A 25,981-nucleotide genomic window follows, 5' to 3' on the forward strand; every position below is an offset into this window, starting at 1 on the left:
TCTTTTTGTCAGGACATGCCTTTCATAGATTTACTTCGTCTTTCAATTGTAAAAAGAATCTATAAGAACCAAAACTGCTTATATCTTCTAAGACAAACATCCAGAAAGGTACGGTGTTTGTGGCTTACATGAAAGAAACAATGTTGTTTCTTTCATGTAGCAATTCATACCATGAAACACTTATTCGTCCTCCTTGCTATAGCGACAGGCTTATTTCTGATCAGCAAGGTTTGCTTTTCACAAAAAGGGAAAGATTCAAAACCGTCAATACAAAATACTATGAATACTATAAATCAAAAAGATCATGTTGTCTATTTTGCCGGAGGATGCTTCTGGGGAACTGAGCATTTCTTTAAACAAGTCCGCGGGGTCACGGCAACCGAAGTTGGCTATGCCAATGGAAACCTTCAGCACCCTTCATACGCACAAGTTTCGACAGGAACCTCAGGTTTTGCCGAAACGGTAAAGGTAACCTTCGACCCGGAGCTTGTCGATCTAAAGCTTCTCGTAGACCTTTTCTTCAAAACAATTGATCCAACTTCATTAAATAAACAAGGCAACGATATCGGTACACAATACCGTACAGGAATCTATTATACCAATGCGGATGATGCCGCTGTTATCAAAGAACAGATAGCTGCTTTAGCAAGTCAATACAACAGCAAAATCGTGGTGGAAATAGAACCTTTACAGAATTATTATAATGCTGAAGCTTATCATCAAAAATACCTGGACAAAAACCCTGGCGGTTATTGCCATATAAGCCCTGATTTATTTAAACTTGCGCGAAATGCCAACCCCGAAAAAGCGAAAGCGGACGTTAAAAACACGTATAAAAAAGCAGATAAGGAGACCTTGAAGAAAGAGTTGACTACATTGCAATACGATGTTACACAAAACAGTGCAACGGAGCGCGCGTTTGACAATGCCTATAATGATGAATTTAGGGAAGGTATTTATGTCGATATCACAACCGGAGAACCCTTATTTGTTTCTACAGATAAATTTGAATCGGGATGTGGGTGGCCCAGTTTTTCCAAACCGATTAGCGATAGCCTGATTCAAGAACACTCCGACAATTCGTACGGGATGCGCAGAACGGAAGTACGCAGCAAAACTGGTGATGCACACCTTGGCCACGTTTTTAACGATGGACCGGCAGATAAAGGTGGTCTGCGCTATTGTATAAACAGTGCTTCACTTCGATTTATTCCAAAAGACAAGATGAAAGCACAGGGTTACGAAAAGTATTTGCCATTATTGGTAAAAAAATAGGCTGCAGCGCCTCATTGGAGGCGCTTGCTCTGAACATTTCAGAATCCTTCAGGCTACCCTTATAATAACCTATTATTCAATGCAAAAACCAATGCTTCATTCATGTTGCTTACCCCTAGCTTTTCAAATAATTTTCGCCGATGAAATTTCACCGTATCAATGGAAACGAAAATTTTCTCCGAAGTTTCATGAATGGTCAGACCTCGATGATAAAAACGTAAAATCTCTATTTCACGTTCGGTAAGATTAATCTTTTTTTGGGAGTTCCATTTCCCAGTCAACAGATCCAATTCCCATACTAAGTTGGAGTGCAACTTTTCGATAGTCACGTTACCTGAAGATATATTAGTGGATAAAGACACGATACAAATTGCTTTCCATATTTTCCCCTCTTCTGTCAAAAAAACAGGTGTCAGTTTATGATTAATTAAAATAAACTTGTTGTGTGCATTTTGTATCTGAAAATCATACGATATAACATAAAGCTTCCGTTCCTCAATGGGTATTTTTTCATAAAAGCTAAACCCCGCTTCGTTAATCGTAATGAGCATCTGGAAATCATCAGATGGAACATATTTTTGATAAAAGCCATAGCCCATTTCCATCACCTCTTTGGCTGTTAAACCAGCTAGAAACAGCGGGTTGTCTGAAACAAACTCAAAACTTTTAGCTTGGTAATCGATTAGGTAAATACTCTGATAAGTAATCCGTGAGAAGGCTTTGACGAGCTCAATATAGCCGTGGGTCTGCTGGATGTCCTTTTCTGAAAGACGATCAACAGTATTTTTTTGTGAAAATAGCGCGTTAAAATCCATAACGAAATTCTAAATGTCGAAGTTAATTAAAACTACACTCAAGTGTAGCTTTTATTTGGACAAACTGTAATACTTTTGGACAAAACAGCTAAGAAATATAGCTAACTGAACGAAAAGCCGGAAAAAACATAAAACCACTTCTTACACAAATGCTTATTAACACTATTCAAATTCGAAATATTGGAATCGCTATCGGGATCTTATTTTTTGGAAACAGCTATGCACAGCAGAAAATTGAGGTTCTAAATTTTGGGACATTTCACATGAGCTATACGCCTGATGCACATAAAGTGGAATTTGACGAAAAAGATCAAAAAAACAGAAAAGAAACATACCAAGTAGCCAAACTATTGGCAGACTTTAAACCAACTATCATCTGCGTGGAAATCATTCCTGAAAAAAACGAAGAATTGAACGGCGATTACAGCTCTTTTATTAAAGATAAAGGATATAAAGCTAAGTTCGGTGGTGAAATAGCCATAATTGCATATGAAGTTGGCAAACTTGCAGGGGTAAAAAAAATTTATGGAATTGATGAACAACAAACTGCTGCTTATAATTACAACATTGCAAATGAGTTGGAGAATCAGGTAGACAGTGTAACCTATAAAAGCTACATGGGAAAAATTATGCAGGAATTCACCCATATTGATAAACTCTCCATTTTAGAAAAATTAAAGGTATTTAATCAAAAAGAGACCTTGCAAAAGTTTATCAATGTAAACGCCGATATCTTAACCTACAGCAGTACAAAAGGTAATTTTGAAGGAGCAGATGAAGCCAGTAAATTCTACCGAAGAAATCTACGGATATTCTCCAATTTAAATCAGATCCCAGTCACTGGGCAGGATCGAATTTTGCTAATCACGGGCGCTACTCACGCAGCTTTCCTTGGTGAACTTTTGCAACGGAGCCCCAAATACAAACTCGTAGAGGTTGCCGAATACCTTCAATAAAACCATCGGTAAGCAAAGACTCTTTTGGCGACTTTCGAATGAAACAGATTAACAAACCTTAATTACTTAAAGAAACACTTCAACATGATAACATGCAGAAACTGTGGCACGGGCATTACATCAAAATTCTGTCCCGATTGTGGCCAACCTGCGACGCTAAAAAGGATAGACGCTCATTACATCACCCACGAAATAGAACATGTGCTTCACTTTGAACGCGGTATTCTCTATACCATTCGAGAATTGGTGACAGCTCCAGGTAAGAATGTGCAAAACTACATTTCTGAAAATCGCAGCCGACTGGTCAAACCTATTATTTTCGTTATTGTCACATCTTTAGTGTATTCTATTATTGCCCACTTTTTCCATACTGAAGAGCGCTATTTGCAATCAATCGACAGCCATGGTATTGAAAGCAAACTCGTCATCACAACCAACATCTTTCGATGGCTACAAGGTCATTATGGTTATGCTAACATTATTATGGGGTTCTTTATTGCCCTTTGGACTAAATTATTTTTTAAAAAATACGGTTATAATCTTTTTGAAATCATCATCTTATTATGTTTTATTATGGGGATGACAATGTTAATTTATGCACTTTTTGCAATAATTGACGGTATCACGCACCAAAGTTTAATCCTATATGCAACTTTAGTAATTTGTATATATTACTCCTGGGCCATAGGACAGTTTTTTGATAAAGCTAAAAAGATCAACTATTTTAAAGCATTTGCCGCTTCAATAATAGGTTTTTTCTCCTATTTGATCGTCATACTTTTCATTGGTATTACATTGGATGTACTTATAAAATAGCATTTTTTTGACTGATGCAGACATGTATCTATGAAGCCACCCTCATCAATTGATGCGATAAATGGGATAAAGAAGATGTGACTCTTCATAATAAGGTGAATGTTTGTATATCCAATCCAGCTGCGCACTACTACTTGCAGCAAGTTTAGGGTTGTTCATCTTTTCGCGTTCAAAGGCAGATCTTAAATCTTTATTCTCTTTTAGAAGCTTGGCTGCTGTATCTTCAAAAACATAAGCTGAATAGTATTCTTTCTGTCCTAAGATCGCATCAAAGAAATTCCAATTAAAATAAGAGTCTATTGCTTCAGGTTCCAAGGTTTCCAGCAGAAACTTCACACCGTCCTGATTCAAAGGGACCAAAAAGTCACCGGCACTGAAGTTTACCTTGTTAGAGTCCCTAAGGAGGCTGGTGTCAAAATGTAAATAATGTCCTTCATATGGACTTGAAGTTGTCTTGAAATCCTTAATCCTATACTGTTCCACCGCAATAACAGAATCTTGTTTAAGCGGAATCATCTTGATTTGATTGAGTGTCAACAATTCAATAACTTTCCATTCAGACTGCGGAATGACATAATACGATGGAATCGTCACTTCTTTTGTCGGAACATATGTATTATATAACTTAACTTGTTTTGAAAACTTAGCGTTTCTATCATACCACAACCTATCTTTCGAAGAAACGTCACTTGGTTTATATTTTGCCTCGAAGCCCTTAAATTCCAGCGATTCATATTTTGATGAATCAAGCTTCCATGCTATGGCATATTTATCCCCTATTTGATATTGCTTTAGGTTTTCAGCTCTTTTTTGTTTAATCACCTTATAATTCTGTTCGATAAAATCCAGGTTACAACGCATATAGTCATAAGTCGCTTTGACACGTTCTTGATAAGGTTTCAACATATGTGTTTCCACAACAGTTCCGATTACATTAAATAGACTGGTGTAGCCTGTTGCGTATCTTGGCGAATCCATAAAGGTTGGAAAACCACCATCGGGCACATCGTTGTGGATGTTGACATAGGGAACAGACATAAATCCTTTCTTTTGGAGATCCTTGAGTAAGTTCTTTTGCATGTGGCTGTTAAAATAATTTCCCAAAAGGTTTCCTAAACGTTCTTTGTTTGTTGAGATATAGGTGAAGGTGTACTGATAATCGGCTCCATTGCTGACATGATTATCTATAAAAACATCTGGTTTGACCCATTGGAAAATCCGCTGAAAGCTCCGCGAGTTTTTAGTATCTGTCTTAATAAAATCCCTATTTAAGTCATAGTGTCTTGCATTTCCACGAAAACCATACTCTTCAGGGCCATTTTGATTAGCTCTGGAAAAGCTCCCACGATTTAACATCCCACTCACATTATAACTCGCCAGCGCAACAACAATAACATTTTGAGGTGCCTTTATCTTTCCTGTCGCCAAATCGCGCATAAGCATCATAGTCGCATCAATACCGTCTGGCTCTCCAGGATGAATACCATTGTTGACCAATAAAACGCACTTCTCTTCCCTAGCCACTTCCAGTGTCTTTCCAAACGGATTAAATACAACAACATCTATTGGTTTATTGTTATCGTCTTCTCCCCGTGTTTCATAGTGAATTGTTGTATATTTCCGTGCCAATTCCTGATAATATGCCCGCATTTCCTCAAAAGTTGCCGATTGATTGCCATTACCCCGTTCATAAGGTGTAAGTATTTGCGCATAACTTCTGCCAAAAAGCATGAAAGAAAATAATATCAGGAACTGTTTCATACGATCAATTTAGGCTCCAATTTACGATAAACTTGTTAAAATGCGTAAGCAATTTCTACCTTCTATTAGGAACGGCTTCCCAATAAAAACAAAATCCCTAAGAAATGTAGGGATTTTGTTTTTACGCTTTATCACTATTTCATTTGCTGACCTCATTTAATAATTCAATATCTTCCGTATCTAATTTAAGAGTCGGCGCCGCACATAGCGTATCCAATTGACTCTCACTTGTAGCACTTACAATGGGAGCGGTAATTAGCGGTTTAGCCAACAACCATGCTAATGCTACAGTAGCCTGTTTTGTCCCGTGTTTCTCGGAGATAACATCGAGCGCTTTTAGGACAGCTTTACCTTTAGCATCAAAATATTTTTTGATCCCACCCCCCCTAGCCGTTTTATCAAAGTCAGCTTCAGTACGGTATTTACCGGTCAAGAAACCTGCAGCAAGGGACCAATATGGAAATACACTCAAACCGTACTTCTCGACCAATCCCGCATAATCTGTTTCAAAACCTGCACGCTCTACCAAATTGTAATGCGGTTGCAAAGCAATATATTTAGGAAGACCATTTTTCTCCGCAACATCAAAGCTTTCCGTTAACCGCATCGGCGATAGATTAGAAGCGGCAATATAACGTACCTTGCCTGCTTTTATTAAGTCAGCATAAGCCGACAATGTCTCTTCCACAGGTGTTACGTTATCGTCAAAGTGGGTATAGTATAAATCAATATGATCTACTCCCAATCGTCGCAACGATTCATCAGCAGATTTCAAAATATGTTTTCTTGAGATATCATACCCGTGCTCCTTAGTCTCGGATCCAACTTTTGTTGCGATTACTATATTTTGACGGTTGCCACGGCTTTTTAACCATTTCCCAATAATTTCTTCGGACTGCCCGCCGGTTCCATTCACCCACCAAGAATACGTATCTGCCGTATCGATAAAATTAAATCCTGCTCCTACAAATTTATCTAGCATTTCAAACGATTTTTGCTCATCTAATGTCCAGCCAAAAACATTCCCGCCAAAATTAATTGGAGCTATCTGCAAATCTGTGTGTTGTATTTCTACCTTTTTCATTGAAATTATCTGTTTATTGTTCCTTTAAATAAAAAATCGCTATGCAAGTACAGCTATAAAGCTAAAGTTACGGTATTCATCTTGAGCCACGCCAGCATTCTTCACATCTAAATGTCAAAAAGAGTAAAGTACGCTATTGCAATTTAGTACGCAGTTACTATGATTATACTAAATTGCAGCCGACTTTCGATCAGATCATTGTGCTCATAGTTAAAAATCTTATCTTCGTACTCATGGCCCATATCAATCTGACCTTCTTTGAGCATGTCAGATAAAGCCTTCGATAGATTGAACAGATTACATTGATAAAACCCAATCATCTATGATCCCAATAGTATATAGACCAGCAATGGAAAGTGATTTGACTTTTCTTTTAGATCTACGATTAAAGACAATGACCCAACATTTTATAGCCGCTGCTTTACCCACAACGAGGGATTCACATCTACAAAGAATTAAATACAAATTTGAACATGCTGCTATCATTGAATACAACCATATCCCTATCGGACTTTTGAAAACCGAGAAAGGACGGGCTCATATCGAGTTGATTCAAATACAGATCGATCCCCGATACCAAGGGAAAGGGCTAGGAAAAAAGATATTAAAAGATCTTATAGATGAAGCAATTTACGAAGGGAAGTCGATTTCATTAAATGTATTAAAAACCAATAAAGCGCAAAAGCTCTACTTTAGTCTTGGTTTCGAAATTATCGGAGAAGATGAGCATTCATATCATATGAAGTACTCAGACAAGGATAAGATTTTAAAAAACAGGTCGGCTCTTTAACCGACCTGTTTTTTCATTACTTTTCAATAGACGACATATCGATTACAAAACGATATTTCACATCACTATCCAATACTCTTTGATACGCCTCATTTACATAATCGATATCAATCATTTCTGTTTCGGGTAGAATATTATGTTCAGCACAAAAATCGAGCATATCCTGCGTTTCCTGTATTCCCCCGATGCTGGAAGCCGTTAGGATCTTATTTCCCCCCATGATTGAGCGTCCATTAATTTCCATGGGTGCAGCTGGAATCCCCACGCAAATATAAACTCCTTTTGTTTTCAATAATGCAAGATAGAGATTATAGTCATGTGGTGCCGATACGGTATCAATAATAAAATCAAAATACGAGGAGAATTCCTTTATTTCATCAGCCTCATGGGTGTTTAAGAATTTGTGTGCTCCAAGTAGAGCGGCATCGTCCTTTTTGCGTGGTGAATGGCTTATCATTGTGACTTCTGCCCCCATTGCCACTGCAATTTTAACAGCCATATGTCCCAATCCGCCTAAGCCCAACACGCCAACTTTATGCCCCTTGCTAATATTCCATCTTTTTAATGGCGAATAGGTGGTGATTCCAGCACAGAGTAGCGGTGCCACCTTTTTAATATCCAAAGATTCAGGCACATGCAGAACAAAGTCTGCATCCGCAACAATATTATTGCTATAACCACCAAAAGTAAAGCTGTGATCATGCATCACATCTTTACTGTTGTACGTCCAGACGGTCTTTTTTTCTGAACAGAACTGTTGTTGGTCTGACTTACAGTTATCGCATTCGCCACAAGAAGCAACCATACAACCGACACCCGCCAGGTCACCTTTTTTGAACTTAGTCACCCCAGGACCAACTGCACTTATCCGACCAACAATTTCGTGCCCAGGAACAATTGGGTATTGTGTTCCACCCCACTCATCATGTACTTGATGAATATCAGAGTGACAGATCCCGCTGTACAAGATATCTATTAAAACATCGTTTGCACCAAGCTCTCTCCTTTCAAACTCCCAGTATTCAAGTGGAGAACTACTGTCTTTCGCCGCATAACCTTTCGACTTAATCATATTATCTTTTTTTATAGACCACAATTTGGATACGAAGATATCTTCGATCCCCTATTTACGCTGTACTAAGTTAGCGGGTATCGATGACGAATAAAGAAAGGCAGGCACAATATTGACACTGCGCAAACAAAAAAACAAGTTTAAACATAGAACTATCCGCACAAGACCATGTATATTTGAGTTCATATAAATCACTTCAATGAAAAGAACCAGTCTAACGCTAGCAATTATTTGCTTAACATCAATGGCCTTCGCCCAAAAGATAAGCTACAAAGTGAACACGCAAAATTCGACAATCAAATGGAATGCGAAAAAAGTTGTCGGGGGACATGTGGGAACAATCAATATACAAGATGGAACGGTACAGACAGAAAAGGGGAAAATTACCGGCGGTGGTTTTACCATAGATATGAATTCCATGGCTTGTACTGATGCTCCTAAATTGACCGGGCACCTAAAAAATGAAGATTTCTTCAATGTGCCTACCTACCCCAGCAGTAAATTTGTCATCAGTAAAGTTGATAATAGCAAAGGTAATCCAATCATAACGGGTAATCTGACGATTAAGAATAAAACAAAATCGATCTCCTTTCCAGCAAAAGTCACCACAACTGCAGACGGACTTTCTGCTGAAGCTATAGGAGTTAAGGTAAATCGACTGGACTTTGATATACAGTATCGTTCAGCAAGCTTTTTCTCCGACTTAGGCAATCGCGCCATCGATGATGAATTCACCTTAGATATCGTGCTTAAGGCTGTAAAATAAAAACCTCATAAGAGCCCTCTGTTAATACAGGCGGCTCTTCCTTCATTGAATAATCGCACCGAGAATCGACATAATTTACTCGAGCTGCTTTTACACACAGACTACTTAAGGCTGTGATGTCACCTCATACCGGCACGGAAAATCCAACAGTGTGGCACTTATTCTTCCTCAGAAATAGCGCATTAGCGCTGTGCTACAACACTAAACAAAGACTCTGTTAAATTAGATTTGATTCAAATTGCACTTAGCAAGCGATAAGATTGATGAAAGTAAAGTTTTAAAATTATCTTTAAACTCGCTAAAGTAAGGTTAGACAAATTATATATGGAGAAAATAAAAACTTTTCAACAACACGAGCTTAATAGAATTAGAAAAAATTGGAGTGAAAGTGACCTCGCATTTGAAAAGTTGGGAAGATCTTCTAATATATCCGATTATTCGGATCGGGAGATCAATGAAATGCTGCTCGGTGTATATAAAGACAGTAAACACCTTATGGTCGATGAAGGCTACTTTATTGATCTCTCGAAAGCGCATAAAGCCAGTTGTATTTTGGTTGATGTATCCTATTCAAGACGTATCAAACCTGCTCCAAATAGCATACTTAATCTTCAGGATATCCGTAATTTTTACATTGAAGATTATTTTATAGAGACGAAAGAAGCATTCTCCAACAAAAATAAACATAAGATAACGGGTTATCTCAAAAAGATCGGCGGTATCAGTTTGGGTAAAGGGCAATACAATTATCTGTATTCTATTCCGAACGATTTCAAAACGTTTTTCGGTGATACACCGTCCGATCTGTTCTATCCTATACAACGTTATATCAACGGGTTATTTTTTGACGACGATTATCGAATTTCAGATTTTGAAGTCATCAGTAAGATTGTTATCAGTAAGACATAATTCCAATTGCCGGAGCAACCGCTCCAGGTTTCTTAATTGATAATCTCGCCACCATTCTGATCTAGTTTATCACGAAATTTTTCAAGTTCCTGAACACCTGGTTTTACCCATTCAGCAACCTCACCTATAATTTTTAATGGAAATTCAGATCTATAGGAACGTGTCGGATTTCCGGGAAACTTCTGGTCCGTCAGATTAGGGTCATGCTCATAATCACCGGTAGGTTCAACAATAAATACCCGCTCGCTGCGCTCACCTTTTGCCAGGGCCGCTGCAAGTCCGGCCCCATTCATCATACCTGTAAAATAAATATGATTCATTTTGAAGCCGGCTTGATAGTTAGAATTGAAGCCTGGAACCAATAAGTCGCCGATTTGTGCATCTGCTTTTGTACCGTGATAAAAAGGTCCCTTATCAAAGGGAATGTTCTTATAAGAAGAGGCCAACCTAGCATATTCACTTGCCATTGCTTCTTCTCCTAAACTTGTGTAACAGGCACAAATCTTCAAATACATTCTGGGCAATGCACTGGTAGTCCGATCATCACTGATTACCAATGCGTGATCTAAGGCTATGTGCAGCCATTTCAGACGATCCGACACCGTTTTCTGCTGCCGGGATACAAAATAGGCTGCAATAAACTTCTCATGGTCATCGCTTGCCTCCCGATAACCCTCTGCAAAAAAGGACAGCGCTTCATCGTGTCTACCGTTTTCTTCCAATTGTATGCCTTTTAGGCAAAGTTTGACAACCCCGTTAAATGGTGAAAATTCCATCGTATAAATTATTATCTATTCAACCGAATATTATCCTCGCTGTAGTTATAAGTGAACACCCTTAGTAACATCAGGACTTAAGCAAGGCTATGTATGTAAAAAGCCAGTTATTAAGAATAACCGGCTCTTCAACAAAATTGTTCTCTTATTTTCAATATTTCTCGCTGGAATCCTGAAAACAGTTGGCCTCCAGAGAGCAGCTAAATTATCCGATAGATGGTCTCCTTAGAATACAATATTGCCTTTGTGTATCAAGGAAGTCACCGGTGAAATACGAGAAACTGCTTCAGCGGAACAACTTGCATCAACAAAAACCATGCTTGCTTCATCACCCACTTTCGGCCATTGTTGATTTCCATTATTGTCCAAAGGCAATTTGTAGCGTGTCGCGAAAGCAAGTGTTCTAGATAAGCCGAATTCTGTTCCATAACCATAAAGCTCAGCAATAAGATTCGCTTTCTGCAGCATGTTTCCCGAGCCAAACGTATTCCAGTGATCCTGAATATTGTCATTTCCAATCAAAACCTCCACCCCATATTTCCGAAGTGTCGGAATAGGCATAATCATATTGCCAAAGGGCACAGAGGACACGATTCCCACCCCCGCTTCTGCGAGACGTGCCGCAATTTTTTCAGCGTCGACATTTGTGAGACGACTAAGTGCAAAAGCATGGCTAACAAAAGCTTTCCCTTTTAATTGGGGGTTTTCCAATGTACGGTCGATCAAAAACTCGATTGTCTTCATACCACTTTCTCCCATTTCATGGAGGTGTATGTCAATTCCCTTATTGTTATCAAGCGCCAACTGTGTAATCTGCTCCATACTTTTTTCGATACTTCCGTCCAAAGAGTACGGATCTACTCCACCTATGAAACTAACAGCATCCAGTTTTGCAACATCCTTCAAAATGGGTAAAGTATCCGTATAATAGAGGCCATGCTGTGGAAAAGCAACCAGCTCCGCTTCTACCGTGTGTTTTTTCGATGCCAGTGCCTTTTCCAAATTTGTTAACGATTTTAGTCCAGATGTTGGATCAACATTGAAATGTGAACGAATAAAATCAGTTCCGTATGCCTGCAGAAAATTCAGCATTTTGCCCGTTCTTTCGACTGAGGTGCTTAACCATTCTGGGATCATCTTCTGCTCATACGCGATCATATCTTTTACGGTATGCCGTGTTGGCGATACAGCTTCCCATGGCAGACCAAACAACATTTTATCCAAATGGGCATGCATATCCTTAAAAGCCGGCAACATCAAATGTCCTTTTGCATCGATCGCATTAGCATTTGCAGTATTTGGTTTGATTCCTTTGATCTTACCCTCTTCAACTTCTACACAGAATAAAGCCGTATTTGTGCTTATAACTTCCATTCCATCAAACTCGAATCCTGTCTCAAGCCGTACGTTTTTTAAAATATATGTTTTAGCTTTCATATTTATTTTGATAATATTCTTTTTCTCTAAAAATTACCGGACAATAGAAACGGTATTATTTTTCCACTTTTATTATTCAGTATCACCAAAACAAAGGTCGCAATGATTCTCCCAGATCTTTTGCAGAATACATCTCGATACTTGAACAATTTATCACAGCGCCGACTTTTGCTCAACAGTATGCATAAGGTGAAACTACAACGAATGTGCTTTCAGCCAGCATGAGACCAATGAGAACGACACTTAAAATACACTGTAGTAATAAATTGTCCAACAGATGGAATGAAAACCACATTGTAAAAACAGCCTTAGCTACTATTTTTGTATTAAACAGCGAAGCTTCTTCGGCTTTATCGAAAAAATTACAGCACAATAAAATGATGAAAACAACTTTAATACTCCTGATAATGATGAGCATAACAAATTCGTGCCGATCGGCATTAACAGAAAACTCATATACTGAAAATCCGTCCCAGGAAGAGATTATTAAATTGGTCACCAAAAATGACTTACAGGGAGTGAAAAAAGCGCTAGAAAATAATGCCAACGTGAATAGTGAAGATACGAATAAACGTTCTATTCTACTTATCGCGACAAACAACGGAAATATTGAAATGGCTAAATTATTGGTAGAGTATGGTGCCGATGTCAACCTTCAGGCCGACAATATGGACAGCCCATTTTTATACGCAGGAGCAAGTGGGCAAGTTGAACTCGTCAAACTTTTCTTATATCACGGCGCTCGCTTTGATTTATTTAATCGATATAATGGCACAGCTTTAATCCCGGCTTGTGAACGTGGATATGTAGAAACGGTAAGATTATTGGCCAATACCAAAAATTTCCCATTGGACCATGTCAATCGTTTAGGATGGACTGCTTTGATGGAAGCAGTTGTACTCGGTGACGGAAGTAAAAAATATCAGGAAATTATTCAGATTCTAAAAGATGCTGGGGCAAAATTGGATATTCCTGACTTCAATGGCACAAGCCCTTTGCAACACGCAAAACAAAGAGGCTTCAAAGAAATTGTTAAGATACTAACATCAGAAATATAAAGGTTCATCTTCCTTTAAATAACTTAAATTTGAATAAAATTTCAAGCAGTATCTCACTATGCTATCTGATTTTTCATTCTCAATGGCTAGTTTTGCAATATGCAGCATAAAATAATAGACAAAGTTGCTTTAATTAGCATTAAAGATAGGAAAATCCTGAGCACACGTTCCAAGACTAAAACAAAATTTTACTTTCCTGGTGGTAAACGAGAGAATAATGAATCCGATATTACCTGTTTAAAAAGAGAAATACTGGAGGAGCTTTCTGTGCACATCGTCGAAGAATCAATGCGCCTTTTGGGCACCTTTGAAGCAATCGCCGATGGACGAAATCAAGGTACGCTCGTAAGAATGATCTGCTACTTTTCTGATTTCGAAGGAGTATTGCATCCAGCGAATGAAATCGAGACATTTGAATGGTTAACCTATAAGGACAAACATAGGACTTCTGCCGTAGATCAGATTATCTTTAGCCGATTAAAGGAAATGAATCTTATCGATTGATAGAACAGATGAGCGTTGTTTCTCATACCAAAATATCAGACAACGCTTTTCCGTAATGTAATAACCGTAATTTCAGGCCAAACACCTATCCGACCTTTTAGGCCGTGAAAACCAAAACCGCGGTTGACATAAAGATATTTTCCTTGTTTTTGATAGAGTCCAGCCCACTGTTTATAAAAATATTGAATTGGACTCCATTTTAACCCAAATAGTTCTATCCCAAACTGCATACCATGCGTATGTCCTGCCAGCGTCAGATGGACATGTTGGTCATAGTCCAAAGTAACATGATCCCAATGTGAAGGATCATGAGACATCAAAATTTTGAAGGTATCCGCGTCCAATCCAAGGGTTGCTTTAGCAAGATCACCATATTGATGAAACCCTCCTTTCCCCCAATTCTCAACTCCAATTAACGAAATACGCTCACCTTGCTTTTCTATTGCTATCGATTCATTTAGCAGCAATTTAAATCCCATTTCATGATGAATTTCCTTAAGCCTATTCAAATTTAAGGCTTTTGATTCAACACTTTCCCATTGTACGTAGTCCCCATAATCGTGATTTCCAAGGACTGAAAACTTGCCCGAAGGAGCTTCTAATCGGTTGAAGTCCGAAACCCAGGGTTCCATTTCGGAAGCTTTATTATTGACTAAATCACCCGTAAACAATACCAGATCACTGTTTTGTGCATTTGCCAATTCGATACCTTTACGTACCCTTTTGATATCAGATAAACTACCAGAATGAATATCCGATAGCTGCGTAATTTTAAAACCGTCAAACGCCGTAGGTAGATCAGGAAAACTCAATACTTCCTCTCTCACTTTATAAAAATAACGACCTTTCGTTAAACCGAAAAAAATAACCAATAACATGGCCCCCGCCAAAAACAATACAATCTCACTCAAAAATATACTACGTGGAGGAAAGGAACGAAAAATACGCATCAGATCTTCAACAAATAAAAAGGGAACAGCAAGCAATTTTGGTATGAAAACAATTAAAAATGCTGTAATCAGACTTGTTGCTGTCTCCTGGACATCATAACCCGCTCTCCGCAAAAAAATTAATGTAAAAACACCAAAAAACAACAGGATATCAATCCCCCAATACATGTTCTGCCAAATCGAACCACGAATAACTGTACTGAAAGCCTGAAAAAAATAGATATCACCCAAAACAAATAAGAATAATATCAGTAAAAGTCTCTTTGCCATATTAACTAAAATATTGATTTTAAATTGCTAATGATATGCCAAAAGAGATTTTTGAGCTATTACAGCCCCTTTCATCGTAAATAGTGATGTCTATGTGACAATTGAAACTTTTTGCACTCCAATCAATCAGAAAACTATCCATAGTTTCCTCCAAAACATGTCAAGATGTCTGATTATCCCATAAATGAACCCAACCGAAATACTGCTTATTACTCCAAAATTCCAGTCTTTTGCATACATGCTCTCATTTTTTGGTAGGTACGCTCAATGTCTTGATCTAGACCAATGGAAAACCTGATCAATCCATCGGAAATACCCATCTTCAAACGATCTTCCTCAGGAATTTCTGACGACGTAGAGCTACCCGAACAGGAGAATAGGGTCTTATAGAATCCTAGGCTGACAGCTAAATACCCTAAATTTTCAGCCTGCATCAGTTCCATTAGTTCATTGGCTTTTTCGGTTGTTTCCACATCAACTGTCATTAAGCCACCAAAACCATAGGTTTCATGCATCATGTTTTTCATTAGTTCATGATCTCGATGCGACTGCAAGCCCGGATAAGATACCTTTAATCCATCTTTCTCAAACCGTTCGGCAAGATACATTGCATTATAACTATGTTGTTTCATCCGTATATGAAGTGTTCTTAAATTCTTCAATATACTTGCCGAACGTAAGCTGTCCATCGTTGGCCCCAATAACATACAGGCACCTGTGTTCACATTTTTCGTTTCATTAATAAACTCCTGACTTCCACAATAAACCCCACCGACTGTGTCACTGCTGCCATTGATAAATTTCGTTAAACTATGAATGACAATGTCCGCTCCCAAAAGTGTTGGTGAGATGGATAATGGAGAAAACGTATTGTCGACAATCAGTTTTAGCTTGTGTTTTTTACAGATGGCCGAAAGTTTTCTTAAATCTGCCACATGCAATAAAGGGTTGCTCACACTTTCACAATACAACACTTTTGTATTAGGTCTTATCGATTTTTCGAGTTCTTCGACATCATTAATATCCAAAAATGTCGTCTCAATCTGGAAAGGCGGGAGAAAATTTTTAAGAAAGGCATAAGTTCCACCGTAGATTGTCCTACTTGAAATGATATGGTCACCACTTTTACATAGTTGTAAAAGAACTGTTGTAATCGCTCCCATCCCCGAAGATGTTACATTGGCCGCAGCGGTATCCTCCATTTTTGCTAAGGCTTGTGCCAAATACAAATTCATCGGCGACGAATGCCTTGAATAGAGATAACAGCCTTCCGCATTCCCTTCAAATGTGTCGAACATTTTTTTAGCGGAAAGAAAAGTATAGGTAGAGCTATCTGAAATTGACGGGTTCACACCTCCAAACTCACCAAAGTATTGCAAATCTTGAATTTCATTTGCTGCATTAAAATTTTCCATGTTTTTATCTTTAAAATTGAGATATTTCAAATTATATTACAAGTAATTTTACTTATCTTAGAATATAAATCTATTATACAAACAATAATTAGTTAAAACATCTAGCTGATTTAAAACGAGCTAGTAAAAACCAAAAAAAAATCTATGCAATTTGACGAGATTGACCGTAAGCTATTGCGTTTTCTACAGGAAGATGCCAAACAAACGACCAAAGAACTCTCCTACAAACTGAGCTTGTCTGTAACAGCGGTCTATGAAAGAGTCCGTAAACTCGAAAATACTGGAATTATCGCGGGCTATGTCGCCATACTTGACAAAAAGAAAATAGCAAAAGACTTCCTTGTATTATGCCACGTAAAATTAACACAGCACAAAAAGGAGTATATTTTACAATTTGAAAAAGAGGTCATGAACCTTCAGGAGGTAACCGAGTGTTTCCACGTGAGTGGCGACTACGACTATATCCTAAAGATTTGTGTCCAGGATATGGCAGATTATCGCAGTTTTATGTTAACGAAATTAACGAGCTTACAGCATATTACAAGCACCCATAGCTCATTTATGATCGCTGAGGTGAAAAATACGATTGCAATTGATCTGTAAGAAAATTTAAACCAAAACACCATTTTTTGATGCTATTGCTTCCGGAAGATCCTCATCTCCCACCATTTGCAACACATCAATTTCTATGGTTCGACAAATCGAAAGCATAGGCACATCAAACATGAGTCCTCCAAAAGGATTTTCGGTATAATCGCCGACCAATTCCATCACAATATAAATCCATCCAATTACCACACAAAAAGGAATACTCGTCCATATCCCCCAGTCGCCCAATTTCGCAAATTCATTTACTAGGCCCAATGGGAGCAGAATGATGAGAATAACATTAAAGACAAATGCTGTACTGGCAAACTGTCTCGGTGAAGGAAATTTTTTGATTCTTTCTGCCTGACCTTGATAGTCGTAAAATTGATTCAGGCAATTCTGCAGTTGCGTTTGGTTAAAATCCGAAATGATTTGATCATTTTTCAATGCATTAACTTCCTTTGCTTGTTTAGAAATCAAATACGTTGCAAAATTTTTATAGGTACTCTGCAACTTAAACTCATCTGTAGAAAGGTATTTGCGCAAAAAAATCGATGTTCTACTGTAATCAGGAAAGCCAGCCTTTATCAGCCTGTTCCGTTTAACATTCATTGAACCAAAGTGTTTTTTCAAACTGACATGCTCCCATTCTGTCGGGATCAACAACTGCTCACGAAAAGTATATAACCAAGCGATATGGCGATAGGCAATCCTTTTCCTCCGCTCCTCCAAATCGGTATGATCACCATCTTGAGTATCAAAGGCATATAACATTGCAGTGAAAGAGCGACTTGAATTGACAATCCCTCCCCAGATTTTCCGGGCTTCCCAAAGTCTATCATAGGCCTGATTATTCTTAAACCCGACATAAAAAGCCTCAGCGGTTCCAATCAAAGCCAATGGCACCCAAGGAATTATCATCCACTGCCAATTAAAAAAATAATAGATGACCGCCACCAGAGAGCACCAAAGCGTCAGCCATATTAAATGTGCGCCCGCTAAATTAAATATTTGTCGATGGTTAAAATACTTGGTTGTGATCATAAAAATTAAATATCTTCCTTTATTAAAAACGTTATGAAAGTACAATTTAAATTGTAACTGTCCAATACGCTAAATTGTTTTCGACACGATGATATTTTATTCCGCTCATTTTTATAACAATAAACCTCGTCGCTTTTAATGGCTTATCCTTAAATTTACGGCTTCCATCCCTAAAAGGTTTCCTTATATCCAAAAAAATTGAAATAAGCCACCAGCGAAACTAGTTTTGAATAATTATTCAAAATTTATGATCAAATTAATTACTTTCAGTCTCATCACCTTTCTTCTTAACAACTTCCTGTTCGCCCAAACCGCCATTGTTGGTAAAGTCTCGGATCAATATGGCGCGTCAATCCCCTATGCTTCATTAGCCTTTCGTGCACTAGATGTAAAGAAAGATTCTCTCATTGAAAAAATAACAGATGAACATGGAAATTTTCAGTTAACGCTTACCGAAAAAGGGACTTACCTCGTTTCGATTCGCGTGGAAAATGTACTCAAAATGCAACAAAAAATTGAAATTAACGACCTTAAAGCCCCGCTAGCGTTCATTGTCCCAAAATCACTACTATCCAACCTCATGTTAGATGAAGTAACAGTAAATAAGCGCAAACCAACAATACAGCGAAAAATTGACCGCATCATTATGAACGTAGCACAAACCGCCAATGCTTCTGGAAAATCAGCTTTGGAATTATTTAAAATGGCTCCCGGGGTATTCGTTAACAATGGTCAAATCTCCATTAATGGAGTTGTAGGAACACGTATTCTTGTCGATGGCAAAAGTATTAACCTCGCGGGAAATGATCTCAGGAACTACCTTCAAACCTTGCGTTCCAACGACATCCAATCCATTGAGATTATCGCACATCCCTCGGCAGAGTTCGATGCAGAAGGCAGTGGTGGTATCATCAATATTGTGCTAAAAAAGCAAGATAAACAGGGACTCAATGGTTATATTGGCAATGACTATGCAATTGGGCTTGGAAAATATGTAACGTACACTCCTTATGCAGGTTTGAATTATCAACTAGGTAAAGTTGGTTTAATGGCAAGTTATTCCCATAGTCGTGCAAAGTCATACGAGGAACTAAAACAACGACGAGATTTTCCAAATCAGGGATTATATCAGCAAGAAACGGAAAACACTCAGACCAACAAAAACGACCGTATACGGCTTGGTGCGACCTATGATTTCACGGGGAAACAATTTCTAGGCTTTTCCTACACCGGTCAATACAGCAGTTTCCTTGGACCATCCATGGCGCATTCGACAATTACCTATCCCGATGCGGCAAAAAACATCCGCTCGCAAGGTAGCTTCCCATCTGAATCAAAATCTAACTACCAAAATCTCGGTTTAAATTATGTTTTGGAAACAGACAGTTTACATTCGAAATTCAGCCTTGCCATCGATTATACACACAATCAACGAAGCGGAAATAGTATCAGCAATAGTGTCGATTTCGATGCGAATGGTAACATACGCAGTGATACTTTGTTCAGATTGGATTATCCCAGCGAAGCAAAAATTTTTACTGGCGACGCAAAGTATAATTGGATAACTAAATCTGGAAGCAATTTATCAATTGGTGTAAAAGCGACCGCAACGGATATCATGAATACCAATCGATACCAGGTCTTTCATCAGGCCTGGATGCCAATGCCTGCCCTTGATTTCCAGTTCGATTACAAAGAACGAATTTATGCTACCTATGCAAATTATACGGGAAAATGGGCCCAAATAGATTATCAATTGGGATTAAGAGGCGAGAAATCCAATATTCAAGGACAACTTTTGAGCGAGCAAAGGGACAAACTCGCACAAGGCTATTTCAATTTGTTCCCAAGTTTTTTTTTAAAGAAGAATTTAAACTCGCAGGGAAGCAATTATGTATCACTTACCTACAATAGAAGAATTAAACGGCCCTCATATTTTGATTTAAACCCTTATAAATATTATATAGATAATTATTCCGTACAGACAGGAAATCCCTTTCTGAAACCGCAGTTCACAAATTCGTTCGAAATTAGTGGATTATGGAAAGAAAAATATTATACTGCTTTGAACTATTCCCATACCAAAAATGCGATCTCGCAAATTATACGCAACCAGGCAGAAGAAGAACTGTTAACGATTATTAAAGACAACGTGGGGACTCAAGGAGTATGGACGGCCACTCTGAGCGCTCCCATTTCATTGCTACCCTGCTGGTCAAGTACGAACACGATTTTATTCACTCATACACGTTCAACTTCCCCCTATTTTAATCTAAAGAAAGCTTCTTTTATATTACAGACAGAACAAGAAATTTCCTTTGGCAAAGGATATAGTATAAATCTGAATGCTTTTTACACCCCCCAAATGTTACTTGGAAATATTGTAACTAAAGCCATCGGCTCCGTTGATCTAGGGATTCAGAAAAAATTAATCAAAGATCAATTGGTTGCCAAGGCAAATATTAGCGACATCTTTTTTACCAATAATTATCGGGCGACAAGTTATTTTAACAATACTAAAATCTGGATAATGCACAAGGAGCAATCGCGTGTATGCTCCATTTCTTTACTATATAACTTCAAAACCGGCACTACCTTTAAAGCAAAACGAATGGAATCAAGCAGTATGGAGGAGAAAGGAAGATTATAAATGTACCACTATTTTTTATCTTTGCGGCTCATTGAGCCGCAAAACTGAACTATCTAAGGATTTATGAAACAATCTCGACTTAATCAATACATCACTAAAGCAGATACATTTTTCAGGAAGCAAGATTTCGATACTTTTTATACAACGAATGTACGTATCCTACTTCATTTTGGAATGTGGTTTACATTTACCCTGCTCCTGTTCAGCAACTACTATTATGTAACTGGAATATCCTCAAACCAATCAATATTTTTGTCATCGCGTGTTTTATTGTCTTCTCTTGTTGTGTTTTACCTATTTTTCTACTTGGTTATACCTTACGCGAGGAACTTAAATTTATGGATATTACCTTTCTTAACTGCGCCAGTATGTATTTTTATTTGGTTATTTATCAATAATTTGTTTTATGTGCTAGCTTACAAATATGATTTTGATATTTCTAATTTGTATCCATTAATGGGTAAGGAAAAGGATTTCATTCCCAACCTGTGGTCCGTATTCAGCTTTAAAGCGGTGCTATTAAATGCATTGTCGGTTATCTATTCATTGTCTCCTTTTTTCTTTACCAAAATATTAATAGACATCAGAAGAATAAATAAAGACCGAATGCGAATCCTAGAGCAGAAGTCAAAATTGTTATTGGAAAATATTAGCGTAGAGAAGGCTTTTTTAAAAGCGCAACTCAATCCACATTTTTTGTTCAACACGCTCAACAACCTCTATCGTTTGACGCTAAAAAAAGACGACACAGCACCTGAGGTCGTATTAAATTTATCCGAAATTATGGGATATACACTATACGATTCGGATGCAGAATACGTCTCCTTAGCTAAAGAGCTGGATTTTATAGAGAATTACTTTTCATTGGAAAAAATGCGTTACCCAAAATCATATAAGATTGAACTAAATATAGAGGGGCGAGCGCATGCTCACGCCTTAACGATTGCTCCGTTATTGACCTTCACCCTTATCGAAAATGCATTTAAATATGGGCTAAAAAACGAAGAAGCATCCTTTGTCATACTTACTATTCACATCAGCAAAGATCAGGTTGCCTTTAAAATAAAAAATGACAAAGATGTATTCAATACCGTGAAAACACCTAGCTTTACGGGTATCGGTATTAAAAATTTACAAAAGCGTTTACAATTGATTTACCCAAACCAAAGCGACCTTCACATCATAGATAGCTCCAATGAATTTAGCGTTGCATTGAATATCGCATTACCACATGATTGAAAAATATAGTTGCATCATCATCGATGATGAACCTTTAGGCATTGAACTTATTACGGATTTCGTCGAACAAGTACCTTTTTTGGAATTAAAAAAGACCTTCAGTAAGCCACTGGAGGCAATGGCTTTCCTGCAGGAAAATCCGATCGATATTGTGTTTAGCGATATTGAGATGCCCCGCTTAACTGGTTTAGATCTGTTGGAAACGCTGGCCCAAAAACCTTACTTTATTTTTATAACTGCCCATCGACATTTCGCCATTGACGGATTTGAAAAAGGTGCCGTAGATTACCTTATTAAACCCATTCGATTTGAACGCTTTTTGAAAGCTGCAAATAGAGTAAAGGAACAAATATCACCCTTTAACAAACTAAATAACCACCCAATAAAAACAGAACGAATTTTTATAAAAAGTGAAAATAAATTTATAAAGATTATGCTTAATGATGTTCTATATATTGAAGCTCAGGGAAACTATTTGAATATTGTCACACATAACAGTGCACATCAAACCCTATCTACCCTTAAGGCGATGGAAGAAATTTTACATAACACCAGTTTCTTTCGAATTCATAGAGCATTCATTGTCAATACAGATAGCATACAATCTTTAAATGGAAATATAGTCCAGCTTTCAAATGGAAAAACTATCCCCATTGCGAGCAATAAAAAAGATCTCTTATATGCGCTTTTAGGATTAAATTAGATCGATTATAGGCGATACGCATGCTGAAAACTTTGGTTGATCCCGCTATCAAAACAAGTATAAAGCACTATTGTATATTGTTACTCGTTTGATTAATTTTAATCTAACGGACATAAACAACTGCCAAACATATAACAAGGATATGATGAAGATAAAAGCATTTACATTAAATATAGGCCTTTTCCTTTTTGCTGCAACGACTTTCGCGCAGAACAAAGCGGAGTTAAAATCATTGCTAAATAAAAACAGTGAATTTGTATTTCCCCAGACAATAGATAAAATAGCCGCTACATTAAACGTAAAAACAGTCTTCTATGAAGATGCCAACGAAGAAAAGTATGCAAAATGGATCACAAAATCCGGCTTGGAACTTTATAGCAATTATGGGGCTGATAAATCCGTCAATGAACTATTTTTTGATATCCCTGAAGACAAGTTTCTGGTTGTCGAAGGGTTGCCTTTTGATCTTGCGATCAATAAAACAACAGTCAAAGAGGCGCTCTCAAAATTCAGCCGACACAATGTTAAAAAGGAAAAACTTGATGCTGGAAGCTCTTTTCCGGGTGGTACCAGACTAACAATGAAAACAGGGACACATTTTACCACTTTACTTTTCGATAGCAAAAATCTTTTAAAGTTCATAGGCTTGACAACCTCTTTAATTGACCCCGCTGCCAATTAAAGACAAGGGGTCAATATACAATTTATTAGCTAGGTTGCCCAAGCATGATCACCCTTTTGATAAGGGAAATCGCCGTTATATTTCCCTGGGATTTTCACATAACGGAACACTTCCGTAGCGCCTAATTTTGAGCTAAAAAAAGTAAGCAGTGTAAGCTGTTTAAACAGCGTAAAAAAATGGGGCAGTTCATTAGCTGCTTTCTTTTTATCGTAATCTTGCGCTTCCTTGTCCAAAATATCAACAAAAGCAGTTTGGTCTTTTTTGTCGAGTTGCTGAAAATTACGCCCGAATTCTTTCTTGGCACGTTCGTCAATTCCGGCTGATCCAGTCAAAAAAACCTGCTGTTCTTCAAGTTTATAGCAGTCTCGCACTAGAACGGGAATTTCAGAACCTACACCAGCTTCTTTCGCCCCTGGGGTAGTAGTTTTAGGAAGAATCGCCTCCGCGAGATCTCCCAAAAAATCGATTGATTTTGGATCAAAGAGCATTTCTATATCTTTCGAAGCAGACCTCTGGCATCCTTCCAAAAATAACGAAGCACCAATAACTGTTCCTCCCATGAGCATGGCCACACGTTGTATTGCTTCTCGTCTATTCATAATTATTGCATCATAAAATATTAAAGATTCCCTTTTTTTAATTCATTAACAGCAAAATCTACGGCCCTTGCAGTAAATGCCATATAGGTAAGCGATGGATTCACACAGGAAGACGAAGTCATAAAGGCCCCGTCTGTCACAAAAACATTTTTAGCATCCCATACTTGGTTAAATTTGTTTAATACCGAGGTTTTCGGATCATTGCCCATCCGTGCTGTTCCCATTTCATGAATTCCCTGTCCCATACTAAACCCGTTGTCATAGGTTGTTACGTCTTTGACACCAATAGATTCCAACATTTCCTTCATTTCATTGCTTGCATCAATCCGTATTTTCCGCTCATTATCCCTAATCTCTGCATCTATAGCCAATACAGGAAGCCCCCACTTATCTTTTACAGATGAATCCAATACGACTTTATTTTCGTGATATGGAAGTATTTCGCCAAATGAAGTAAAACCTACTCCCCAGCTTCCGGGCTCGGCGATAGCATCTTTCCAAGCCCCACCCACGCGCTTATTATCGACCTTACCTGACCATTGTCCCCTTGAAGCTCCGCCCTGATAGCCAAAACCACGTATGTAATCTCTCTTCTTGGTATCGCCGGCAATATTGGCAAATCGGGGTACATATAATCCATTGGCGCGTCGCCCAAAAATATATTTATCCTCAAATCCTTCAACTCTTCCCCCAGCTCCACTATTTAACATGTGATCCATCAGATTATGTCCCAGTTCACCACTGCTGCTCCCAAGACCACCTTCCCATACATCAGTAGCTGAATTCATTAACACCCAGGTGGAATTTAAAGTCGAAGCACATACAAAAACAATCTTAGCAAAATACTCGTAGGTTTGATTCGTCTCCGCATCAACAATTTCGACTCCTTTAGCTTTCTGCGTATCGCGATTGTAAATAATGCTTTTTACAATTGAAAGTGGTCTTAGGGTAAGTTTTCCAGTCTTCACTGCTGCGGGCAATGTTGCAGACTGTGTGCTAAAATAAGCGCCGAAATTGCAACCCAGCCAGCATTTGTTCTGGTATTGGCAATTAACACGGCCGTGATGGGGCACTGTTATGTTGGCTACCCGGCCAATTATAAAGTGTCTTTTTCCCTGATAACGCGATTTCAAGCGCGCAGCAAGATCTTTTTCCACAATATTCATATCCATTGGCGGCATAAATTCGCCATCGGGCAGCACCGCTATACCGTCTCTATTACCTGAAATACCCGCAAATTTCTCAACGTGACTATACCAAGGTGCTATATCTTTATAACGTACCGGCCAGTCAATACCATGCCCGTCTTTGCTATTTGCCTCAAAATCAACATCCGACCATCGATAACTCTGCCGCCCCCACATAAGCGAGCGACCGCCAACGTGATAGCCCCTGAACCAATTAAAGGGTTTTATTTCCTTATATGGACTTTCTGTCTCATTAGTCCAAAAGTCGATGTTCCCTTCGTTCATCCATTGATTTTTAATTCCAAAAGGTAAGTAGTGCTGTGCTCGATCCAAAGGTACCCGACCCCGATGCGGAAATTCCCAAGGATCTTTGTTTGGTGATGGGTAATCTTTGATATGCTCAATATTGCGTCCTCTTTCTAACATGATGGTTTTCAATCCACGTTCCGTTAGTTCCTTGGCTGCCCAGCCACCTGTGATCCCAGACCCGATGACAATTGCATCATAAACATTATTTGCCATTTATTTATAATTGGTTTATTTGGTTATTACTCAAAGGGAAGTTTCCCTTTAAAATAAAGTCTCCTCCACAATCAAGCGCTGCAAAGATGCCTGACAGTTATACCTAGTTTAGA

24 protein-coding genes and 1 pseudogene are annotated in these 25,981 nt (G+C 38.2%); 14 read left to right on the plus strand and 11 right to left on the minus strand.

Translation table 11 applies throughout. From position 1 onward, the window contains the following. Positions 1-279: 279 nt before the first annotated feature. Together msrA and msrB are read left to right on the plus strand one after the other, a co-directional pair. A pseudogene (gene msrA / locus CBM24_RS28085) lies at positions 280-747 on the plus strand (peptide-methionine (S)-S-oxide reductase MsrA); the annotation flags it as partial. 108 nt (positions 748-855) lie between these two features. Continuing rightward, on the plus strand, positions 856-1,275 hold the full coding sequence (gene msrB / locus CBM24_RS28090) for a peptide-methionine (R)-S-oxide reductase MsrB (RefSeq protein ID WP_349681391.1): 420 nt from the start codon (positions 856-858) through the stop codon (positions 1,273-1,275). A gap of 59 nt (positions 1,276-1,334) precedes the next feature. Here msrB and CBM24_RS14285 read toward each other — a convergent pair whose 3' ends face one another. Continuing rightward, positions 1,335-2,090, minus strand: coding sequence for a response regulator transcription factor (locus CBM24_RS14285; protein ID WP_075992811.1), 756 nt, complete (start codon positions 2,088-2,090; stop codon positions 1,335-1,337). 149 nt (positions 2,091-2,239) lie between these two features. Here CBM24_RS14285 and CBM24_RS14290 point away from each other — a divergent pair, with 149 nt between their 5' ends. Both CBM24_RS14290 and CBM24_RS14295 read left to right on the plus strand, forming a co-directional pair. Further along, a complete protein-coding gene (locus CBM24_RS14290; RefSeq protein WP_198385912.1) occupies positions 2,240-3,046 on the plus strand; it encodes a DUF5694 domain-containing protein in 807 nt (268 codons plus the stop codon). Between the two features lie 84 nt (positions 3,047-3,130). Further along, positions 3,131-3,862 carry a DUF3667 domain-containing protein gene (locus CBM24_RS14295; RefSeq protein WP_083663647.1) on the plus strand — a complete coding sequence of 244 codons (732 nt, stop codon included), beginning with the start codon at positions 3,131-3,133 and terminating at the stop codon, positions 3,860-3,862. A gap of 45 nt (positions 3,863-3,907) precedes the next feature. Here the strand turns inward: CBM24_RS14295 and CBM24_RS14300 are convergent, their stop codons facing one another. Together CBM24_RS14300 and CBM24_RS14305 are read right to left on the minus strand one after the other, a co-directional pair. After that, on the minus strand, positions 3,908-5,623 hold the full coding sequence (locus CBM24_RS14300; RefSeq protein ID WP_075992812.1) for a hypothetical protein: 1,716 nt from the start codon (positions 5,621-5,623) through the stop codon (positions 3,908-3,910). A 139-nt stretch (positions 5,624-5,762) separates the two neighbouring features. Further along, positions 5,763-6,707, minus strand: a complete 945-nt coding sequence (locus tag CBM24_RS14305; RefSeq protein ID WP_075992813.1) for an aldo/keto reductase — start codon at positions 6,705-6,707, stop codon at positions 5,763-5,765. Between the two features lie 322 nt (positions 6,708-7,029). Here CBM24_RS14305 and CBM24_RS14310 point away from each other — a divergent pair, with 322 nt between their 5' ends. Further along, positions 7,030-7,497 carry a GNAT family N-acetyltransferase gene (locus CBM24_RS14310; protein ID WP_198385913.1) on the plus strand — a complete coding sequence of 156 codons (468 nt, stop codon included), beginning with the start codon at positions 7,030-7,032 and terminating at the stop codon, positions 7,495-7,497. Between the two features lie 16 nt (positions 7,498-7,513). Here the strand turns inward: CBM24_RS14310 and CBM24_RS14315 are convergent, their stop codons facing one another. Further along, positions 7,514-8,569 (minus strand): NAD(P)-dependent alcohol dehydrogenase, encoded by a 1,056-nt coding sequence (locus CBM24_RS14315; RefSeq protein ID WP_075992814.1) that lies wholly within the window; start codon positions 8,567-8,569, stop codon positions 7,514-7,516. Positions 8,570-8,768: 199 nt separating this feature from the next. On the opposite strand from CBM24_RS14315, the gene CBM24_RS14320 reads away from it, so the two are divergent. Together CBM24_RS14320 and CBM24_RS14325 are read left to right on the plus strand one after the other, a co-directional pair. Beyond that, positions 8,769-9,335 carry a YceI family protein gene (locus tag CBM24_RS14320; protein ID WP_075992815.1) on the plus strand — a complete coding sequence of 189 codons (567 nt, stop codon included), beginning with the start codon at positions 8,769-8,771 and terminating at the stop codon, positions 9,333-9,335. A gap of 324 nt (positions 9,336-9,659) precedes the next feature. Next, positions 9,660-10,244, plus strand: coding sequence for a hypothetical protein (locus CBM24_RS14325; RefSeq protein WP_075992816.1), 585 nt, complete (start codon positions 9,660-9,662; stop codon positions 10,242-10,244). A gap of 32 nt (positions 10,245-10,276) precedes the next feature. Here the strand turns inward: CBM24_RS14325 and arr are convergent, their stop codons facing one another. Both arr and CBM24_RS14335 read right to left on the minus strand, forming a co-directional pair. Further along, positions 10,277-11,020 carry an NAD(+)--rifampin ADP-ribosyltransferase gene (arr, locus tag CBM24_RS14330; protein WP_075992817.1) on the minus strand — a complete coding sequence of 248 codons (744 nt, stop codon included), beginning with the start codon at positions 11,018-11,020 and terminating at the stop codon, positions 10,277-10,279. 225 nt (positions 11,021-11,245) lie between these two features. After that, complete coding sequence (locus CBM24_RS14335) at positions 11,246-12,457, minus strand: amidohydrolase (protein WP_088161731.1); 1,212 nt, start codon at positions 12,455-12,457, stop codon at positions 11,246-11,248. Between the two features lie 230 nt (positions 12,458-12,687). Between CBM24_RS14335 and CBM24_RS14340 the strand changes: the two genes are divergently transcribed. Together CBM24_RS14340 and CBM24_RS14345 are read left to right on the plus strand one after the other, a co-directional pair. Continuing rightward, on the plus strand, positions 12,688-13,515 hold the full coding sequence (locus CBM24_RS14340; protein ID WP_232475539.1) for an ankyrin repeat domain-containing protein: 828 nt from the start codon (positions 12,688-12,690) through the stop codon (positions 13,513-13,515). A 99-nt stretch (positions 13,516-13,614) separates the two neighbouring features. Then, positions 13,615-14,019 (plus strand): NUDIX hydrolase, encoded by a 405-nt coding sequence (locus tag CBM24_RS14345; protein WP_075992819.1) that lies wholly within the window; start codon positions 13,615-13,617, stop codon positions 14,017-14,019. A 35-nt stretch (positions 14,020-14,054) separates the two neighbouring features. On the opposite strand, the gene CBM24_RS14350 is transcribed toward CBM24_RS14345, so the two are convergent. Together CBM24_RS14350 and CBM24_RS14355 are read right to left on the minus strand one after the other, a co-directional pair. Further along, on the minus strand, positions 14,055-15,239 hold the full coding sequence (locus CBM24_RS14350) for a metallophosphoesterase (RefSeq protein WP_088161732.1): 1,185 nt from the start codon (positions 15,237-15,239) through the stop codon (positions 14,055-14,057). 209 nt (positions 15,240-15,448) lie between these two features. Then, on the minus strand, positions 15,449-16,654 hold the full coding sequence (locus CBM24_RS14355; RefSeq protein WP_075992820.1) for an aminotransferase class I/II-fold pyridoxal phosphate-dependent enzyme: 1,206 nt from the start codon (positions 16,652-16,654) through the stop codon (positions 15,449-15,451). A 144-nt stretch (positions 16,655-16,798) separates the two neighbouring features. Here CBM24_RS14355 and CBM24_RS14360 point away from each other — a divergent pair, with 144 nt between their 5' ends. Further along, on the plus strand, positions 16,799-17,257 hold the full coding sequence (locus CBM24_RS14360) for an Lrp/AsnC family transcriptional regulator (RefSeq protein WP_088161733.1): 459 nt from the start codon (positions 16,799-16,801) through the stop codon (positions 17,255-17,257). Positions 17,258-17,263: 6 nt separating this feature from the next. Here CBM24_RS14360 and CBM24_RS14365 read toward each other — a convergent pair whose 3' ends face one another. Continuing rightward, positions 17,264-18,286: a bestrophin family protein gene (locus CBM24_RS14365; RefSeq protein WP_075992821.1), complete on the minus strand. Its 1,023-nt coding sequence runs from the start codon at positions 18,284-18,286 to the stop codon at positions 17,264-17,266. Positions 18,287-18,533: 247 nt separating this feature from the next. On the opposite strand from CBM24_RS14365, the gene CBM24_RS14370 reads away from it, so the two are divergent. From CBM24_RS14370 to CBM24_RS14385, 4 genes are all read left to right on the plus strand, one after another. Continuing rightward, positions 18,534-20,936, plus strand: a complete 2,403-nt coding sequence (locus CBM24_RS14370; protein WP_075992822.1) for an outer membrane beta-barrel protein — start codon at positions 18,534-18,536, stop codon at positions 20,934-20,936. Positions 20,937-21,344: 408 nt separating this feature from the next. Further along, a complete protein-coding gene (locus CBM24_RS14375) occupies positions 21,345-22,175 on the plus strand; it encodes a sensor histidine kinase (RefSeq protein WP_157698463.1) in 831 nt (276 codons plus the stop codon). After that, the gene (locus tag CBM24_RS14380) at positions 22,168-22,878 is read left to right on the plus strand and encodes a LytR/AlgR family response regulator transcription factor (protein WP_198385915.1); all 711 of its coding nucleotides are present in this window, start codon (positions 22,168-22,170) and stop codon (positions 22,876-22,878) included. The genes CBM24_RS14375 and CBM24_RS14380 overlap by 8 nt, the downstream gene beginning before the upstream one ends. Before the next feature lie 142 nt (positions 22,879-23,020). Further along, positions 23,021-23,560, plus strand: a complete 540-nt coding sequence (locus tag CBM24_RS14385; RefSeq protein ID WP_145326854.1) for a hypothetical protein — start codon at positions 23,021-23,023, stop codon at positions 23,558-23,560. A gap of 29 nt (positions 23,561-23,589) precedes the next feature. On the opposite strand, the gene CBM24_RS14390 is transcribed toward CBM24_RS14385, so the two are convergent. Together CBM24_RS14390 and CBM24_RS14395 are read right to left on the minus strand one after the other, a co-directional pair. After that, on the minus strand, positions 23,590-24,159 hold the full coding sequence (locus tag CBM24_RS14390; RefSeq protein WP_088161736.1) for a gluconate 2-dehydrogenase subunit 3 family protein: 570 nt from the start codon (positions 24,157-24,159) through the stop codon (positions 23,590-23,592). 20 nt (positions 24,160-24,179) lie between these two features. Further along, positions 24,180-25,868, minus strand: coding sequence for a GMC oxidoreductase (locus tag CBM24_RS14395; RefSeq protein ID WP_088161737.1), 1,689 nt, complete (start codon positions 25,866-25,868; stop codon positions 24,180-24,182). Between the last annotated feature and the right edge of the window lie 113 nt (positions 25,869-25,981).

Source organism: Sphingobacterium sp. G1-14, from assembly GCF_002196555.1.
Lineage (GTDB): Bacteria > Bacteroidota > Bacteroidia > Sphingobacteriales > Sphingobacteriaceae > Sphingobacterium > Sphingobacterium siyangense.

Coding starts and splice junctions, on each gene's coding strand:
- CBM24_RS14310 (WP_198385913.1), top strand. CDS start 7,030: ATGATCCCAATAGTATATAGACCAGCAATGGAAAGTGATTTGACTTTT.
- CBM24_RS14290 (WP_198385912.1), top strand. CDS start 2,240: ATGCTTATTAACACTATTCAAATTCGAAATATTGGAATCGCTATCGGG.
- CBM24_RS14395 (WP_088161737.1), bottom strand. CDS start 25,868: ATGGCAAATAATGTTTATGATGCAATTGTCATCGGGTCTGGGATCACA.
- CBM24_RS14385 (WP_145326854.1), top strand. CDS start 23,021: ATGATGAAGATAAAAGCATTTACATTAAATATAGGCCTTTTCCTTTTT.
- CBM24_RS14325 (WP_075992816.1), top strand. CDS start 9,660: ATGGAGAAAATAAAAACTTTTCAACAACACGAGCTTAATAGAATTAGA.
- CBM24_RS14350 (WP_088161732.1), bottom strand. CDS start 15,239: ATGGCAAAGAGACTTTTACTGATATTATTCTTATTTGTTTTGGGTGAT.
- CBM24_RS14285 (WP_075992811.1), bottom strand. CDS start 2,090: ATGGATTTTAACGCGCTATTTTCACAAAAAAATACTGTTGATCGTCTT.
- arr (WP_075992817.1), bottom strand. CDS start 11,020: ATGGAATTTTCACCATTTAACGGGGTTGTCAAACTTTGCCTAAAAGGC.
- CBM24_RS14300 (WP_075992812.1), bottom strand. CDS start 5,623: ATGAAACAGTTCCTGATATTATTTTCTTTCATGCTTTTTGGCAGAAGT.
- CBM24_RS14390 (WP_088161736.1), bottom strand. CDS start 24,159: ATGAATAGACGAGAAGCAATACAACGTGTGGCCATGCTCATGGGAGGA.
- CBM24_RS14320 (WP_075992815.1), top strand. CDS start 8,769: ATGAAAAGAACCAGTCTAACGCTAGCAATTATTTGCTTAACATCAATG.
- CBM24_RS14340 (WP_232475539.1), top strand. CDS start 12,688: ATGAGAACGACACTTAAAATACACTGTAGTAATAAATTGTCCAACAGA.
- CBM24_RS14345 (WP_075992819.1), top strand. CDS start 13,615: ATGCAGCATAAAATAATAGACAAAGTTGCTTTAATTAGCATTAAAGAT.
- CBM24_RS14365 (WP_075992821.1), bottom strand. CDS start 18,286: ATGATCACAACCAAGTATTTTAACCATCGACAAATATTTAATTTAGCG.
- CBM24_RS14315 (WP_075992814.1), bottom strand. CDS start 8,569: ATGATTAAGTCGAAAGGTTATGCGGCGAAAGACAGTAGTTCTCCACTT.
- CBM24_RS14305 (WP_075992813.1), bottom strand. CDS start 6,707: ATGAAAAAGGTAGAAATACAACACACAGATTTGCAGATAGCTCCAATT.
- CBM24_RS14335 (WP_088161731.1), bottom strand. CDS start 12,457: ATGAAAGCTAAAACATATATTTTAAAAAACGTACGGCTTGAGACAGGA.
- CBM24_RS14380 (WP_198385915.1), top strand. CDS start 22,168: ATGATTGAAAAATATAGTTGCATCATCATCGATGATGAACCTTTAGGC.
- CBM24_RS14370 (WP_075992822.1), top strand. CDS start 18,534: ATGATCAAATTAATTACTTTCAGTCTCATCACCTTTCTTCTTAACAAC.
- CBM24_RS14355 (WP_075992820.1), bottom strand. CDS start 16,654: ATGGAAAATTTTAATGCAGCAAATGAAATTCAAGATTTGCAATACTTT.
- CBM24_RS14360 (WP_088161733.1), top strand. CDS start 16,799: ATGCAATTTGACGAGATTGACCGTAAGCTATTGCGTTTTCTACAGGAA.
- CBM24_RS14295 (WP_083663647.1), top strand. CDS start 3,131: ATGATAACATGCAGAAACTGTGGCACGGGCATTACATCAAAATTCTGT.